A 17750-nucleotide genomic window follows, 5' to 3' on the forward strand; every position below is an offset into this window, starting at 1 on the left:
TTACTCATATGTTATTGATTTCACTTCCATTAGCGCTGCCCGGATCGCGCCCATGAAGATCTCCGCCACCTGATCCACCTCCTCGGCGCGGATGATCAGCGGTGGCAGAACGCGCAGGACACTGGAGTGGCGACCGCCAAGCTCGATGATCAGGCCGCGTCGCAGGCACTGGCGCTGGATAGCCGCCGCCAGCTGCGGGTGGGCCGCTGGATGGCCGAGGCTATCCACTGGCCCGTCGGGGTCGACCACCTCCACCCCGAGCATCAGGCCCCGGCCGCGGACGTCGCCCAGCTGCCGATAGTCGCGCTGCAACGCGCACAGATGCCCGGCCAAGCGCTCGCCCATGCTCGCCGCATGCTCGGCCAGAGCCTGTTCGCGAATGATCTTCAGGGTCGCGGCGCCCGCCGCCATGGCCAGCTGGTTGCCGCGGAACGTGCCGGCGTGGGCGCCCGGCTGCCAGCGGTCGAGGTCCTTGTGGTAGACCACCACCGCCAGCGGCAGGCTGCCGCCGATGGCCTTGGACAGCACCAGGACATCCGGGACGATACCGGCGTGCTCGAAGGCGAACAGCTTGCCGGTACGACCGATGCCGCACTGCACCTCGTCGAGGATCAGCGGCACGCCGGCCTCGCGGGTGATGCGCCGAATACCGCGCAACCAGTCGGCCGACGGCGCGATCACCCCGCCCTCGCCCTGCACGGTTTCCAGGATCATGCCGGCGGCCGGCAGCACGCCGCTTTCCGGGTCCTTCAGCTGGTTCTCGATGTAGTGCAGCCCGACCCGTTCGCCCTCGGCGCCGCCCAGGCCGAACGGGCAGCGGTAGCCGTAGGGGTACGGCAGCATCTGCACGCCGCTGATCATGCCGTCGAGGTACCGCTTGGGGCCCAGGCTGCCCATCAGGCTCAGGGCGCCCTGGGTCATGCCGTGGTAGGCGCCATGGAAGGCCAGCATCTGACTGCGCCCGGTGGCGGTGCGCACCAGCTTCAGCGCAGCCTCCACCGCATCGGTGCCGGCTGGCCCGCAGAACTGGATGCGCGCGTCGCGGGCGAACTCCGCCGGCAGGCTGGCGAACAGTTCGTTGATGAAGTCGTCCTTGGCCTCGGTCATCAAGTCCAGCGTGTGCAACGGGCGCTTGCCGTCGAGCAGGCCGCGAATGGCCTGCAGCACCGCCGGGTGGTTGTGCCCCAGCGCCAGGGTGCCGGCCCCCGCCAGGCAGTCGATGAACCACCGGCCTTCGCTGTCCTGCACATGGATGCCTTCGGCGCGGCGCAGCTCCAGGGGGATGCGCCGCGGGTAGCTGCGCGCGTTGGACTCCACCTGCGCCTGGTGCTGCAGGCGCGCGCTACCGGTGAATCGATAGTCGGCGCCGCGCAGCGAGGCTTCCGGGCCGAGGTCCAGCGCGGCAGTCAGCAACGGGTCGAGGCGCTGTTCAATCTGCATAATCGTGATTCTCCAAGCTCAGGGGCTGTGACGGATGGTCGAGCGCGGCGAGTTGCCGGCTCAGGAGCTCGATAAAGGACGAATCGCGGACGATGCCCAGGTGGTCGGCCTGGACCCAGCTCGACAAGTGCAACTCGCGGCCCAGCGCGGCCTGCAGCAGCGCCTCGCCATTGCGGTTGTTTTCCGGCGAATGCGCCGCCCACCAGGCCTGCACCGGGCTGCGCAGCGGCTGGATGTGTCGGTGCTGCCCAGCCAGCGCGTGCATATGTCGCTCCAGGGCGAGCAACTGTTGCCAGTCGTCGTCGCCCGTCACCGACGCATCTGCCACAGCAGCGCGTGGTGCACGGGCCAGACCGGCGCCGGGGACATAGCCGTCCACCAGGCCGACGAAGGCCACCGCCTTGCCCAGGCGCTCCAGCAGACGGGCCATGGCCAGCACTAGGGCGCCGCCCATCGACCAGCCGAGCAGGTGGTACGGTCCCTGCGGCTGGGTTTCCAGCATCACCCTGACGTAATCGCGGGCCATCTGTTCGAGGCTCTGATCACGCCAGGCCGGTTGCAGCAATTGCCGGTTCTGCAGGCCGAATACCTGCCAGTGCGGCGCCAGAGCACGGGCCAATGGGTAGTAACCGACCAGCGTGCCGCTCACCGGATGAACGCAGAACAGCGTGGGCCGTTCGGTATCCGCCTGGTTCAGGCGCAGCAACGGGCTGGGCGCAGCAGCCGTCGTGACTTGCGGGCTTGGAACAGACGCGGCCGGCGTGTCGTCGATCAGGGCTTGCAGCGCATCGCCCACCGCCGCCAGCAACGCCTCGATGCGTTGCAGGCGATGGCGTTGCGCACTGAATCGACAACTGAGGCTCAGCCGGCCGGCGAACACCTGGCCGTTGATTTCCAGCTCCCGGATCAACGCCGTGGCCGGATCGACCAGGGTGCCCGGCGACTCGCTGGCGGGCGCGAAGTGACCATCGCCAAGCTGCGCATCGAACTGCCCCAGGTAGTTGAAGGCGATATCCGGCTCACCCAACTCGGCCAGGCTGCGACGTTGCTCGGCGTTACCCAGGTAGCGCAGCAGGCCGTAGCCCAGGCCCTTGTTGGGCACGCTGCGCAAGTGCTGACGCACGTGGGCCAGGGTCTGCGGCAATGTCTCCTGCGCCTGCAGACGCAGCGGGTAGAGGCTGGTGAACCAGCCCAGAGTGCGCCCGATATCCTGCTCGGCCTGTTCATCGAGCCATTCGCGCCCATGCCCTTCCAGAGCGATCAGGCTGTCATCGAGGCCATTCCAGCGACGTAACCCTTCGGCCAGCGCGGCAAGCAGCACTTCGTCCATGCGCGCATCGCGCTGCTTCAGAGTTTCGCGCAGCAGACGCTGGGTCTGCGCTTCGCTCAGTTGCCAGGTACAGGTCTGCACCTGGGCATGGCTGGCCTCGCCGGCCGGGTCATCCACAGGCACATGCTGGTTGGCACGCTGCGCCTGCCAGTAGGCCATCTCCTTGGCCAGCGGCGCTCCCTGCGCATGGCGCCACAGGTGCTCGGCCCAGGACTGGAAGCTGCCAGGCCTGTCACCAAGTTCCACCGGCTGGCCGGCTACGACCTGCTGGTAGGCGCGCGCCAGATCATCCAGCAGGACGCGCCAGGAGACGCCATCGATGATCAGGTGATGAGCGGCGAGCAGCAGGCGTTGACTGCCATCGGGCAAGTCCGCGAGCAGCACCCGCAGCAGCGGACCGTGATGCAGGTCCAGGCTGCGCTGGGCGACCTCACATTGCGCCTGCAGGGCTGCGTCCGAGTCGATGCGGCGCTGCCAGAACAGACGCTCGGCCTGCTCCTCGTCCCGGTAGAAGGCCTGCCAGTTGCCCGCTTCATCCTGGCGGAAGGCCAAACGCAGCGCATCGTGATGCTCGATCAGCCCCTGCAGCGCGCTCAGCAAATAGGCAGCGTGCAGCGGTCGACGCACATCCAGCAGCAAGGCCTGGTTCCAGTGCGCACGGTTGGCCATGGGCAAGGAGAAGAAATGCGCCTGAATCGGCGTCAGCGGCAGCGAGCCACTGTCCCGCTGCACAGCCACAGCTTGAGTGCCGAGCGGGGTCATCACCGCAGCCAGATCGGCCAGGCGCGGATGCTGGAACACCGCCTTGGGCGTCAGCTCCCAACCGGCCTTGCGCAGGCGTGTGACCAGGCTAAGGGACTGGATCGAATCACCGCCCAGGGCGAAGAACTGGGCATCGCGGCTGATCTGGCCAATACCGAGCAACTCGCTCCACAGCTCGGCCAGCAGTCGTTCCTGCTCGGTTCGCGGCGCCTGGTACTCGCCCGCCTCCACCTGTGGCTCCGGCAGGCTCTGCCGATCCAGCTTGCCGTTGGGCAGCAGCGGCAAGCGCTGCAGCGCCAGGATATGACTTGGCACCATATGCCCCGGCAGGCGCTGCTTGAGCTGTGCTTTCAGGTCGCTCTCACTCAAGCCCTCGCCGCTGACATAGCCCACCAGGCGCTTGCCCGCCGCGCTGTCCTTGACCACCACCAGCGCTTCGCCCACACCGGCACAGGCTTTCAGCGCCGCCTCGACTTCGCCGATTTCGATGCGGAAACCGCGCAGCTTGATCTGCTGATCCAACCGGCCCAGGTATTCGAGCTGGCCGTCGTGGCCCAGGCGCACGCGGTCGCCGGTACGGTACAGACGCTCACCGGCACGATAAGGGTTGGGCACGAAGCGCTCGGCGGTGGCGCCTGGTCGATCCAAATAACCACGGGCCAGCAGCCCGCCCAGGTACAGCTCGCCAGCTACACCGACCGGCAACAGGTTGAGGTCGGCATCCAGCACGTAACCCTGGCGCGTGCCGACGCGGTCGCCAATCGGTGCATAAGCAGTGGTGAAATCGGCCGTGGCCGCCGGTACTCGCCACAGGGTCGGGGTGACCACGGTTTCGGTCGGGCCGTAGCCGTTGATGATCCATTGCGGTTGCAGGCTGCGGATCACCTGCTGCAACAGCTCACGGCTGAAGGCCTCACCGGCGAAGCAATAGGTTTTTACCCCGGGCGCTTTGCCGCATTGCTCGGCCCATTCGGCCAACTGGCGCAGGTAGCTGGGCGGCAAGGCCACCACGCTGATGCCTTCTGCGATCAGGCAGTCGTAGGTCTGCTGCACGCTCCACAGTTGCTGGTCGCGGATCACCACGCGCGCGCCATGGCTCAGTGGCGTGAGCCAACGCTCGTGGGCGCCGTCGAAACTGACCGAGAGGAAATGCAGCTCGCGATCCTCGGCCGTCAGTTCATAGCGCTCGCCAATGGCCTGGCAATGCAGAGCGATGGCGCCATGGGCCACGGCTACGCCCTTGGGCTTGCCGGTGGAGCCGGAGGTGTAGATCAGATAAGCCAGTTGCTCGGGGTGAATATTCACCTCGGGCGCTTCTGACGATTCGCCGCTCAGTTCCAGTTGATCGAGGTCGAGCACCTCGATACCGGCCACGTCGGGCAGGCGTGGCAAGGCCGCCTGATGGCTCAGCAGCAGCTTCACCCCGGCATCTTCGAGCATGTAGCGCAGGCGCTCGCCGGGGTAGTCCGGGTCCAGCGGCACGTAGGCGCCGCCGGCCTTAAGCACCGCCAGCAGGGCGACGAACAACTCGATGCCGCGCTCCAGCGCCACGCCGACGCGCACCTCGGCACCGACGCCGCGAGCGATCAACAGATGGGCCAGACGATTGGCGCGGGCTTCAAGCTCGGCAAAGCTCAGGCGCTGCTGGCCATGTACCAGAGCAATGGCCGTCGGGCGTAGGCGCGCCTGTTCGGCGATGCGCTCCGGCAGTAGCTGAATGCTGTTCGGAACTGGTGTTGGGTCGTTCCACGCCTCGGCTTCGGCCACCTCCGACTCACTCAGCAATGGCAGCTCGGCCAGCGACGCCTGCGGCATGCGGCACGCACCATCGAGCAGGCGCAGCAGTTGGCCCGCCAGGCGCTCGACGCTGGAGGCATCGAACAGATCGGTGGCGTAATCCAGGTAGGCTTCGAGGCGGCCATCAGCTTGTTCGAGGGTGCCCAGCACCAGGTCGAACTGGGCGCTCTGCCCCTGGCAGTCGAGGCTTTCGCACTGCAGGTCGGGCAACGTCTGCAGGGCACTCTGGTCCTGCCGTTGATGGTTGTACGCCACCTGGAACAGCGGGTTGTGGCTGAGGCTGCGCTCCGGCTGCAGAGTGTCGACCAGTTGCTCGAAGGGCACATCCTGGTGGGCCTGGGCACCGACCACCCGCGACTTGACCTGGCGCAGCAGATCGGCGAACGAATGCTGCGCATCCACTTCGCTGCGAATCACCAGGGTGTTGACGAACAGGCCGATCAGCCCCTCGCTCTCGCCTTGGGTACGCCCGGCCACTGGCACGCCGACGCGCAGGTCGTGCTGGCCGGTCAGGCGATACAGCAGGCCCTGGTAGACCGCCAGGATCAGCATAAACGGCGTCACTTGCTGCAGTTGCGCCTGCTCGCGCAGTCGTTCGGCCAGGCTGGCCGGCACGCTGAAGGCATGCCGCGCCCCCTGCCCCAGACGCACCGCCGGACGCGGCCGGTCTGCCGGCAGCTCCAGCAGCGGCTGTTCGCTGCCGAGTTGCTCCCGCCACCACTGCACCTGTTCGGCCAGGCGACTGCCAGCGAGATGATCGCGCTGCCACAGGGCGTAGTCGGCGTACTGGATCGGCAGTGCCGCCAGCTCAACCGGATGCCCTTCGGCATGGCCGCGATAGAGCGCGGCGAACTCGTCGAGCAGCACCTGGATCGACCAGCCATCGGCGATGATGTGATGCAGGCAGAGCACCAGCACATGCTGCTGCGAGCCCAGTTCGATCAGCGCCACACGCCAGGGCGGGCTCTGTTCCAGATCGAAGGGACGCCGAGTGACGCCATCGATCTGCTGCTGCAGTTGCGCCTCGTCCTGCGCCTGCAGGCGCTCGATGACTACCGCAGTGGTCTGCTGCACACATTGCAGGGGCTCACCCGCGTCGCCGCTGGTGAAGGTGGTGCGCAGGCTTTCATGGCGCTGCGCCAAGGCATCGAAACTGCGTTGCAGCGCCTGGACGTCCAACTCACCCATCAGGCGCACGGCACAAGGCAGGTGGTAGGCCAGGCTGTCGGGCTCCAGCTGGGTGAGGAACCACAGGCGCTGCTGAGCGAAGGACTGCGGGCTTCGGTCTGCACGCTGGCGAGCCTGCAGGCCGAAGCTAGACACAGCGTCGGCGGCCGCCAGTTGCAGAGCCTGGGCACTGAGGGTGCTGGCCTCGAAGGCGGCGCGCAGCGGCAGCTCACGCTGCAGTTGGCGACGGATCTGCGACACCAGTTGCGTGGCCAGCAGCGAATGACCGCCGAGGGCGAAGAAGTCATCCTCACGCCCTACCCGCTCCACACCCAGCAGCTCCTGCCAGATGCTTGCGAGCTGGCTTTCCAGTCCAGAGCGCGGCGCCTGGTAATCGCGCTGAACACGCTGCGGCTCCGGCAGCGCCTTGCGCTCCAGCTTGCCGTTGGGGGACAGCGGCAGGCGCTCGAGCTGCATTACATGGCTCGGCAGCATGAACTCGGGCAGCCGCTGTTTCAGCCGCGCCCGCAGCTCGACCTCGTCGTAATCGCCACCGACCACATAGGCCACCAGTTGCTGGTCGCGCACCAACACCACCGCTTCGCGCAGCGCCGGATGCTCCAGCAGCGCGGCTTCGATCTCGCCCAGTTCGATGCGTAGACCGCGCAACTTCACCTGATGATCGATACGGCCGAGGTACTCCAGCACGCCCCCTTCGGTCCAGCGCGCCAGGTCGCCACTGCGATACAGGCGCTGGCCATCGCCAAAGGGGCTGGCAACGAAGCGCTCGGCGGTCAGTCCCGGACGACGGTGGTAACCCCGCGCCAGGCCGACACCACCGATATACAGCTCCCCTGCGACGCCGATTGGCTGCGGGTTGAGGCGTTCGTCGAGGATATGAATCTGCAGGTTGGCGATTGGCCGGCCAATCGGCACGCTGCGCCGTTCCTGTCCGCTGCAGCGCCAGTGGGTCACGTCGACGGCCGCTTCGGTCGGGCCATACAGGTTGTACAGCTCGGCCTGCGGCAGCAGTTGCCGCGTGCTGCTGGCCAGTTCCGCCGGCAGCGCTTCGCCACTGCAGACGATACGTCGCAGGCTTTCGCAGCCGCGCAGCTCGCCATGACCGACGAAGGCCGCCAGCATCGAGGGCACGAAGTGCAAGGTGCTGATGCGCTCGCGCTCGATCAGCTCGACCAGCTTGGCGGGATCGCGATGATCGCCCGGCTGCGCCATCACCAGGCGCGCACCGCTGATCAGCGGCCAGAAGAACTCCCAGACCGAGACGTCGAAGCTGAACGGGGTCTTCTGCAGCACCCTGTCTTCAGTCGTCAGGTTGTAGGCCTGCTGCATCCAGGCCAAGCGGTTGTACAACGCCGCATGGCTGTTGCCGGCGCCTTTGGGCTTGCCGGTGGAGCCGGAGGTGTAGATCAGGTAGGCCAACTGCTCGGGATGAACGTCCACCTCGGGCGCGGTCTGCGGCTCTTGAGAAAGATCCAGATGATCGAGGTTGAGCACCTGTACGCTGCTCACCTGCGGCAGGCTGTCGATCACCGCATCGTGGCTCAGCAACAAACCCACTCCGGCATCTTCGAGCATGTAGCGCAGGCGCTCGGCCGGATATTCCGGGTCCATCGGCACATAGGCGGCGCCGGCCTTGAGGATGGCGTACAGCGCCACCACCATCTCCACCGAACGCAGCGCCGCCACGCCCACCAGGCTGTCGCGGGTTACGCCGAGCTTCTGCAGATGGTGGGCCAGCTGGTTGGCGCGCAGGTCCAGCTCGGCGTAGCTCAGCCGCTGCTCGCCGCACACCAGGGCGATGGCCTGCGGCTGCGCCTGCACACGCCGTTCGAACTGACGGTGCACCGGTTCGACCGCGCCGTAATCGACGCGGGTGGCATTGAAGCCGGTCAGTGCCAGGCGATCCTGATCATCGTCCAGGCGGTGCTCGCCAATGGCCAGTTGCGGCTGTTCCAGCAACTGCTCCAGCAGGCGAATGAAACGTTGATGCAGACGCTCCACCGTGGCGGCTTCGAACAGATCCAGGGCGTAGTTCCAGTTGCCGCTGAACTGACCGTGGCGATCTTCCTGGGTATTGAGCGCCAGGTCGAACTGGCTGCCGCTATCGGCCAGGGTCAGCACCTCGGCGTGCAGATCCTGCAGTTGCCCCAGCGCCTCGTGGCGCACCTGCTGATGGTCATAGGCCACCTGGAACAATGGGTTATGGCTAAGGCTGCGTTCGGGCTGCAGCGCCTCGACCAGTTGCTCGAAGGGCAGTTCCTGGTGCGCCTGGGCGTCCAGGCTGGTGCGCCTGATTTGCTCGACCAGCGCCGTGAAGCTCTGCTGCGGAACGATCTCGCTGCGCAGCACCTGGGTGTTGACGAACAAGCCGATCAGCCCTTCTACCTCGGCGCGCGTACGCCCAGCGATGGGCACGCCGACGCGCAAATCGCGCTGCCCGCTCAGGCGATGCAGCAACACCTTGTAGGCGCCCAGCAACACCATGAAGGGCGTTGCGTTCTGCGCCTGGGCCAACTCGCGCAGGCGCTCGCCGAGTGCCGCGCCGAGACGGAAATGCACCCGCCCACCACGGAAGCTCTGCCGGGCCGGACGCGGATGGTCGCAGGGCAGCTCCAGCAGCGGCTGCTCGGCGCCCAGTTGCTCGCGCCAGTAGGCCAGTTGCCGTGCGCCTTCACCGCCCGCCAGCCACTCTCGCTGCCAGGCCGCGTAATCGGCGTACTGCACGGCCAGTGCCGGCAGTGCAGCCGCCACGCCAGTGCGGGCGGCGTTGTACAGGGCGGCGAATTCGGCCAGCAGAATTTGCACGGACCAGCCATCGGACAGCAGGTGATGCAAACACAACAGCAGGCGCTGCTCACCCGGCTCCAGGGTCACCAGGGCGACACGCCAGGGCGGCGACTGCTGCAGCTCGAAAGGCTTTTCCATAAATGCCCGCGCCAGTGCCTGGAAGGCATGCTCGCCCCTGGCCTGGAGCATCTCCAGATTCACCGACGCCAGCGGCTGTATGCATTGCAGCGGCTGGCCTTCGGCGTCCTGAGTGAAGGCGGTACGCAGAATCCAGTGACGCTCGGCCAGGGCTTCGAAGGCCTGCTGCAGCGCCCGCCGGTCCACCTCACCACGCAGACGCAGAACGCCCGGCAGGTGGTAGGCACTGCTGCTCGGCTCCAGTTGCTGAAGGAACCACAGGCGCTGCTGCGCGAAAGACTGTGGCGCCTGCGCCCGCTCGCCCCTGGCCTGCAGAGGCAGATCGACGGCCTGAGTGGCCTGTTCCAGCTGCCTGGCCAGATCGCTGAGCAGCGGCGCCTCGAACACGGCGCGTAGCGGCAGATCCAGCCCGTGCGCATGGCGCAGGCGGGAGATCAGTTGCGTCGCCAGCAGCGAGTGGCCGCCCAGTTCGAAGAAGTGATCGTCACGGCCGATGCGCGGCTGCTCCAGCAGCTCGCTCCACAACTCGGCCAGCAGTCGTTCCTGCTCGGTGCGCGGCGCCTGGTACTCGCCCGCCTCCACCTGCGGCTCCGGCAGGCTCTGCCGGTCCAACTTGCCGTTGGGCAGCAGCGGCAGGCGCTCCAGCGCCAGGATATGACTCGGCACCATATGCGCCGGCAGGCGCTGCTTGAGCTGCGCTTTCAGCTCACTCTCGCTCAAGCCCTGGCCGCTGACATAACCCACCAGACGCTTGCCCACCGCGCTGTCCTTGACCACCACCAGCGCTTCACCCACACCGGCACAGGCTTTCAGCGCCGCTTCGACTTCGCCGATTTCGATGCGGAAGCCGCGCAGCTTGATCTGCTGATCCAGCCGGCCGAGGTATTCCAGCTGGCCGTCAGCACCGAGGCGCACGCGGTCGCCAGTGCGGTACAGACGCTCACCGGGGCGATACGGATTGGGCACGAAGCGCTCGGCAGTGGCGTCCGGTCGATCCAGATAACCCCGCGCCAGCAGGCCACCCAGATACAGCTCGCCAGCCACACCGACCGGCAGCAGGTTGAGGTCTGCATCCAGCACATAGCCCTGGCGCGCACCGACGCGATCACCAATCGGCGCATAGGCCGTGGTGAAGTCGGCAGTGGCCGCCGGCACTCGCCAAATGGTCGGGGTGACCACGGTTTCGGTCGGGCCATAGCCATTGATGATCCACTGCGGATGCAGGCCGCGAATCACCTGCTGCAACAGCTCGCGGCTGAAGGCTTCACCGGCGAAGCAATAGGTTTTCACCCCAGGCGCTTTGCCGCATTGCTCGGCCCACTCGGCCAGCTGGCGCAGGTAGCTCGGCGGCAAGGCCACCACGCTGATGCCCTCGGCGATCAGGCAGTCGTAGGTTTGCTGCACGCTCCACAGTTGCTGATCGCGGATCACCACCCGCGCACCATGGCTCAGTGGCGTGAGCCAACGCTCGTGGGCGCCGTCGAAACTGACCGAGAGGAAATGCAGCTCGCGATCCTCGGCCGTCAGCCCGTAACGCTCGCCAATCGCCTGGCAATGCAGGGCAATCGCGCCATGGGCTACGGCCACGCCCTTGGGCTTGCCGGTGGAGCCGGAGGTGTAGATCAGATAGGCCAGTTGCTCGGGGTGGATATTCACCTCAGGCGCCTGCTCTGGCTGATCGTTCAACTGCAGATGATTGAGGTCGAGCACCTCGATACCGGCCACTGCGGGCAAACGTGGCAAGGCCGCCTGATGGCTCAGCAGCAGCTTCACCCCGGCGTCTTCGAGCATGTAGCGCAGGCGTTCGCCAGGATAATCCGGGTCCAGCGGCACATAGGCGCCGCCAGCCTTGAGCACCGCCAGCAGGGCGACGAACAACTCGATACCGCGCTCCAGCGCCACACCAACACGCACTTCGGCACCGACACCACGGGCGATCAGTTGATGGGCCAGGCGATTGGCGCGGGCTTCCAGCTCGGCGAAGCTCAGGCTCTGCTGGCCATGCACCAGGGCGATGGCCGTCGGGCGCAGGCGCGCCTGCTCGGCAATGCGCTCTGGCAAGAGCTGGATGGTGCTCGGAACCGGTGCTGGGTCGTTCCAGGCCTCGACCTCAGCCACCTCGCTTTCATCCAGCAAGGGCAGTTCACCGATGCAGCGCTGCGCATCGGCGCACAGGGCTTGCAGCAGTCGTTCGAACTGGCGACTCATGCCGGCGATCTGCCGGTCGCTGAAATGCGCGCGCTGATAATGCCAGTGCACCTGCAGCTCGTTGCCGGCCATCACCGCCAGGCTCAGCGGGTAATGGGTCTGCTCGTGCGCTTGCAGGTTGGAGAAACGCAGGTCATCGCTCTGCCCCTGCAGCACCTGATCCACCGGGTAGTTCTCGAACACCAGCAGGGTATCGAAAAGCTCTCGTCCGGCATGGCCGGCCAGTTGTTGCAAGCGGAACAGCGGCACCTGCTCGTGCTCGCGCAGCGCCAGGTTGTGCGCCTGCAGCGCGTCGAGCCAGTCACCGACAGGCTCATGAGGCTGCGGCGCCTGCACCACCGGCAGGGTATTGATGAACAGGCCAAGCATGTGTTCGATGCCCGCCACACTCGCCGGCCGCCCCGCTACGGTGGCACCGAAGGCCACCTGACGGCGCCCGCAATAACGCTGCAGAAGCAGCGTCCAGGCCGCCTGGATCAGGGTGTTGAGGGTGATGTGTCGAGCCTTGGCAAAGGCTTCGAGTTCGCCGCGCGGCAGGTTCAAGACATGCACGCCGCTGCCGCTTGCAGGCAGCTCGCTGCGCAGGCTGCCAGTCAGTAACGTCGGCTCATCGAAGCCCTGCATCTGCTCACGCCAGAACGCCTCGCTGACAGCAAGATCCTGCCGTTGCAGCCAGGCCAGGTAATCCGGGTAATGCCCGACCTCCTGCGCGCCGCCCTCGCCGCGCGTGTCCTGCCGTACCTGCGCCAGCAGCGCGGCACTGCTCCAGCCGTCGAGCAGGATATGGTGCAGGGTCCAGATCAGTTGATGACGTCCTTCCCCCAGCCGTACCAGCACCAAGCGCATCAGCGGCGGCCGCGTCAGGTCGAATGGCGTCTCGCGCTCCTCGCGCAGCAGCGTCTGAAGATCGAAATCGCTCCCCTCCAGTTCGCGGATCGTCAGTTGCGCCTCGCGCTGCACCAGTTGCACCACCTGTTGATCGGCGCCCAGGCGCAGGAAGGCTGCGCGCAGCAGCGGATGGCGCTGCAGCGCAGCCGCCCAGGCCGCCTTGAAGCGCGCCACCGGCAAGCCCTCGATCTCCAGGCTGAGCTGGTTGACGTAGGCGCCATCGGCCGCCTGCAGTTCGCTGTGGAACAACAGCCCCTGCTGCATCGGCGTCAGCGGATAGATGTCTTCGATCTGCCGGGCCGGCAGCGGCAGGCTGTCGAGATCGGCCTGGCTGAGCGGCACGAAGGCGAAATCGCTGGGGGTGAAAGCCGCCTGCGTGCGGCAGTGCTGCACCAGCTCGACGAGCGCGCAGCGATACGCCTCGAGCAGTTCGACGATGCGCTCGCGGTTGAAGCGCTCATGGCTGAAGGTGCAGGTGAACTGCAGGCAGCCGCCCGAGATACGACCGTCCAAGGCCAGGGCACAGGCCAGCGGCGCGCTGGCGTCGCGTTGCGCGCCGGATGCTTCCTCAGCCAGATCGAACAACTGCCCGCTGGTCTGCATGCGCCCCAGGTAGTTGAACAACAGCGCGTCATCCAGCGCCGGCAGGTCCTCGCCCTGCAGGTATTTCAGCAGGCCATAACCGATGCCACCGCGCGGGACCTGACGCAGGTTCTCCTTGGTGCCCTTGAGAGTCGCATCCCAATCGTCACCGGCCTGCAGCAACAGCGGGTAGAGGCTGGTGAACCAGCCCAGGGTCTGGCTCTGGTCCAGCTCCTCGAACAGCCCTTCGCGGCCATGGCCTTCGAGGGCGATCAGGGTTTGCGCCTTCCCGTTCCAGTCACGCAGGGCATGGGCCAGTGCACTGAGCAGCAGGTCGTTGATCTGCGTGCGGTACGCCGCTGGTGCCTGTGTCAGCAGCGCCTCGGTGGTGGCGGGGTCAAGCTGCACCTGCAACTGCTCGGCGCAGGCCGTCAGGTTGCGCCCTTGCGGGTGGTCGCAGGGCAGCCCGCGATCAGCCGGCAGCGCCTGCCAGTAAGCACGTTCGGCGGCCACTTCGGGGCTGGATGCATAAGCCGCCAGGCGCTCGCTCCAGCTCTGCCAGGCACTGCTCTTGCGCCCCAGATCGGCAGCGGCGCCCGCCACCAGCTGCGCGTAGGCACGCTGCAGGTCATCGAGCAGGATGCGCCAGGAAACGCCATCAATCGCCAGGTGGTGAACCACCAGCAACAGGCGCTCGCCACCTTCGTGCAACTGCACCAGCAACGCGCGCAGCAGCGGGCCATGGCTCAGATCGAGGCTGGCCTGTACCTCGTCGCATAGCGCGCTCAGCTCGGCCAGGCTGCAGCGCTCGACGCGCAGCTCGAGGGTTTCGGCCTCGGCCGCATAGCGCTGGCGCCAGCTGTCGCCCTGCTGCTGGAAACGCAGGCGCAGGGCATCGTGTTGCTCCAGTACGGCCTGCAGGGCAGCGCTAAGGCGCTGCGGCTGCAGCGGCTCGCGTGCGCTGAGCAGCACCGACTGGTTCCAGTGCTGGCGATTGTTCATTGGCTGGGCGAAGAACCAGTGCTGGATCGGCGTCAGCGGGATGTCGCGCTGACTGTCGATGATGCAGCTCGGCGCCTCGGTACTGCGGGTTGCGACCTGGGCCAGTTCGGCGATGCTCTGGCGTTCGAACAGCTGCCGTGGCGTCAGCTCGATGCCCTGACGGCGGGCACGGGCAATGATCTGCAGGCTGAGAATGGAGTCGCCACCCAGCTCGAAAAAGTTGTCGTCGCGCCCTACCCGCTCCACGCCCAGCAGCTCCTGCCAGATGCTTGCGAGCTGGCTTTCCAGCCCGGGGCGCGGCGCCTGGTAATCGTGCTGGATGCGCTGCGGTGCCGGCAGCGCCTTGCGCTCCAGCTTGCCATTGGGCGACAGCGGCAGACGTTCGAGTTGCATCACATGGCTCGGCAGCATGAACTCGGGCAGTCGCTGTTTCAGCCGCGCCCGCAGCTCGACCTCGTCGTAATCGCCACCGACCACATAGGCCACCAGCTGTTGATCGCGCACCAGCACCACCGCTTCGCGTAGCGCCGGATGTTCCAGCAGCGCCGCTTCAATCTCGCCCAATTCGATGCGCAGGCCGCGCAACTTCACCTGATGGTCGATGCGACCCAGGTACTCCAGCACGCCTTCTTCGGTCCAGCGCGCCAGATCGCCACTGCGGTACAGGCGCTGGCCGTCACCGAAGGGGCTGGCGACGAAGCGCTCTGCGGTCAGAGCGGGACGACGGTGATAACCACGCGCCAGGCCGAGGCCACCGATATACAGCTCGCCGGCCACACCAATCGGTTGCGGGTTGAGGCGTTCGTCGAGGATATGAATCTGCAGGTTGGCGATCGGCCGACCAATCGGCACGCTGCGTCGTTCCTGGCCGCTGCAGCGCCAGTGGGTCACGTCAATGGCCGCTTCGGTCGGGCCATACAGGTTGTACAGCTCGGCCTGGGGCAGCAGTTGCCGCGTGCTGCCGGCCAGCTCTGCCGGCAGCGCTTCACCGCTGCAGACGATGCGTCGCAGGCTTTCGCAGCCCGTCAGCTCGCCATGACCGACGAAGGCCGCCAGCATCGAGGGCACGAAGTGCAAGGTGCTGATGCCTTCGCGCTCGATCAGCTCGACCAGTTTGGCCGGGTCGCGGTGATCGCCCGGTTGCGCCATCACCAGGCGCGCACCCGTGATCAGCGGCCAGAAGAACTCCCAGACCGAGACGTCGAAGCTGAACGGGGTCTTCTGCAGCACCCGATCGTCAGTCGTCAGGTTGTAGGCCTGCTGCATCCAGGCCAGGCGGTTGTACAGCGCCGCATGGCTGTTGCCGGCGCCCTTGGGCTTGCCGGTGGAGCCGGAGGTGTAGATCAGGTAGGTCAGTTGCTCGGGGTGAATCGCCACCTCGGGCGCGGTCTGCGGCTCGCCGCTGACGTCCAGATGATCGAGGTTGAGCACCTGCACGCCGCTGACGTCCGGCAGGCTGCCGATCACCGCATCGTGGCTCAGCAGCAGGCTGACGCCGGCGTCGTCGAGCATGTAGCGCAGACGCTCGGCCGGGTATTCCGGGTCCATCGGCACATAGGCGCCGCCGGCCTTGAGGATGGCGTACAGCGCCACCACCATCTCCACCGAGCGCAGCGCCGCCACGCCCACCAGGCTGTCGCGGGTTACGCCAAGCTTTTGCAGATGATGAGCCAACTGGTTGGCGCGCAGGTCCAGCTCGGCGTAGCTCAGCCGCTGCTCGCCGAACACCAGGGCGATGGCCTGCGGCTGCGCCTGCACGCGACGTTCGAACTGACGATGCACCGGCTCGACCGCGCCGTAATCGACGCGGGTGGCGTTGAAGCTGGTCAGCGCCAGACGATCCTGATCATCGTCCAGGCGATGCTCGCCGATGGCCAGTTGCGGCTGTTCCAGTAACTGCTCCAGCAGGCGGATAAAGCGCTGATGCAGGCGCTCGACCGTGGCGGCTTCGAACAGATCCAGGGTGTAGTTCCAGTTGCCGGCCAGCTCCTCACCCGGGCCTTCCCAGGTGTGCAGGGCCAGGTCGAACTGCGCACTGCCGCTGTCCAGCGCGATCAGTTCGGCACGCAGATCGGCCGTCAGTTGCAGGCTGTTCTGCGGGCGCTGCTGGTGGTTGTACAGCACCTGGAACAGCGGGTTGTGGCTGAGGCTGCGCTCGGGCTGCAACGCCTCGACCAGCTGTTCGAAGGGCAGCGCCTGATTCGCCTGGGCGCCCTGCGCCGTGCGCAGCACCTGCGCCAGCAACTGGTTGAAACTCTGCTCGCCAACCAGTTCGCTGTGCAGCACCTGGGTATTGACGAAGAAGCCGATCAGCCCCTGAGTTTCGCTCTGCGTACGCCCGGCAATGGGCACGCCGACGCGCAAATCGCGCTGCCCGCTCAGTCGATGCAGCAACACCTTGTAGGCCGCCAACAGCACGGTGAACGGCGTGCAGCCCTGTTGCCGCGCCAGCTCGCGCACGCGCGCGGCCAGCGCGGGTTCCATGCGAAACGCCAAACGCGCGCCACGAAAGCTCTGCTGCGCCGGACGCGAATGGTCGCAAGGCAGCTCCAGCAGCGGCTGCTCGTCGCCCAATTGTTCGCGCCAGTAGGCCAGTTGCCGCGCGCCTTCACCGGCATCCAGGCAGGCGCGCTGCCACAGGGCATGGTCGGCGTAGCTCAGCGGCAGCTCGGCGAGTGCGGCAGGCTCGCCCTGCACGCGCGCGCGGTAGAACAGCGCCAGCTCGGTCAACAACAGCTGGATCGACCAGCCGTCGGCGATGATGTGGTGCAGACAGACCAGCAGCGCATGCCGCTGCTCATCCTGGCGCAGCAGGCCGATGCGCCACAGCGGCGCCTGCTCGAGATCGAACGGGCGCTGGGCGAACTCACGCGCCAGGGCGGCAAAGTCATCGCCCTGCTGCGCTTCCAGTGTCAGTGCCGGCGCCGCGTCGACGCACTGACGCGGGTTGCCGTCGGCATCGGCGAAGAAGCGCGTGCGCAGGCTCGGGTGACGCTGCGCCAGATCGCTGAAGGCGCCCAGCAGCGCAGCCTCGTCCAATGGCCCCTGCAATTGCAGGGCGCCCGGCAGGTGATAGGCGCTGTTGCCCGGCTGCAGCTGTTCGAGAAACCACAGGCGCTGCTGCGCGTAGGACAGCACGCTGCCCTCGGCATCGGCCGCTCCCGGCGGAATCGGCAGCGCCGAGGCATCGAGCCCCTGCTCGCGCAGCTTGTCGAGGAAGGCGCGGCGCTGCTGCGGCGCCAGGCCGAGAAAGCGACGCGAGAGCAGCAGGGCTTTGTCATGCAACAGATTCACTGAATTTCCTCCAGAGCGCTCATCAGGTCGTCGAGCACGTCCAGGCGTTCATCGTTGAGGGCCTGGCTTTCCAGGCTGCGGATCAGGCTGGCCATGGCAGCCACGGTGGTGGCCTCGAAGGCCTGCGCCAGCGGCACCGTGACGCCGCGTGTTTCGCGGATCAGCGCCAGCAGGCGGGTGGCCAGCAGCGAGTGGCCGCCGAGTTCGAAGAAGTGGTCGTGACGGCCGACCTGCTCCACCTTGAGCAGGTCACGCCAGAGTTGCGCCAGGTGCTGCTCCAGTTCGCCCTGGGGCGCCTCGACGCTGCGCACCTGCGCCTGTGGTGCCGGCAGTG

The 17750-nt window shown here is 66.8% G+C and carries 3 protein-coding genes (1 of these 3 running past the window's edge); all 3 read right to left on the reverse strand.

The genetic code is table 11. The features are described from left to right. Tightly spaced (each overlapping or abutting the next), the 3 genes in view from ACIGKL_RS02535 to ACIGKL_RS02545 form a layout consistent with a single transcriptional unit that may run on beyond the window. Positions 1–1440 carry an aspartate aminotransferase family protein gene (locus ACIGKL_RS02535; RefSeq protein ID WP_397485151.1) on the reverse strand — a complete coding sequence of 480 codons (1440 nt, stop codon included), beginning with the start codon at positions 1438–1440 and terminating at the stop codon, positions 1–3. After that, positions 1430–17416: a non-ribosomal peptide synthase/polyketide synthase gene (locus ACIGKL_RS02540; RefSeq protein WP_397485152.1), complete on the reverse strand. Its 15987-nt coding sequence runs from the start codon at positions 17414–17416 to the stop codon at positions 1430–1432. The genes ACIGKL_RS02535 and ACIGKL_RS02540 overlap by 11 nt, the downstream gene beginning before the upstream one ends. After that, positions 17413–17750, reverse strand: the end of a protein-coding gene (locus tag ACIGKL_RS02545) for an amino acid adenylation domain-containing protein (RefSeq protein ID WP_397485153.1). 9331 nt of this gene lie beyond the right edge of the window; the window shows 338 of its 9669 coding nt (coding positions 9332–9669); its start codon lies beyond the right edge, outside the window; its stop codon occupies positions 17413–17415. The genes ACIGKL_RS02540 and ACIGKL_RS02545 overlap by 4 nt, the downstream gene beginning before the upstream one ends.

It is taken from the genome of Pseudomonas sp. NPDC077186 (assembly GCF_044543505.1).
Taxonomy (GTDB): Bacteria; Pseudomonadota; Gammaproteobacteria; order Pseudomonadales; family Pseudomonadaceae; genus Aquipseudomonas.

Bases quoted from the DNA above. Each gene is read 5' to 3' on its own strand.
- ACIGKL_RS02535 (WP_397485151.1), bottom strand. From the start codon at position 1,440: ATGCAGATTGAACAGCGCCTCGACCCGTTGCTGACTGCCGCGCTGGAC.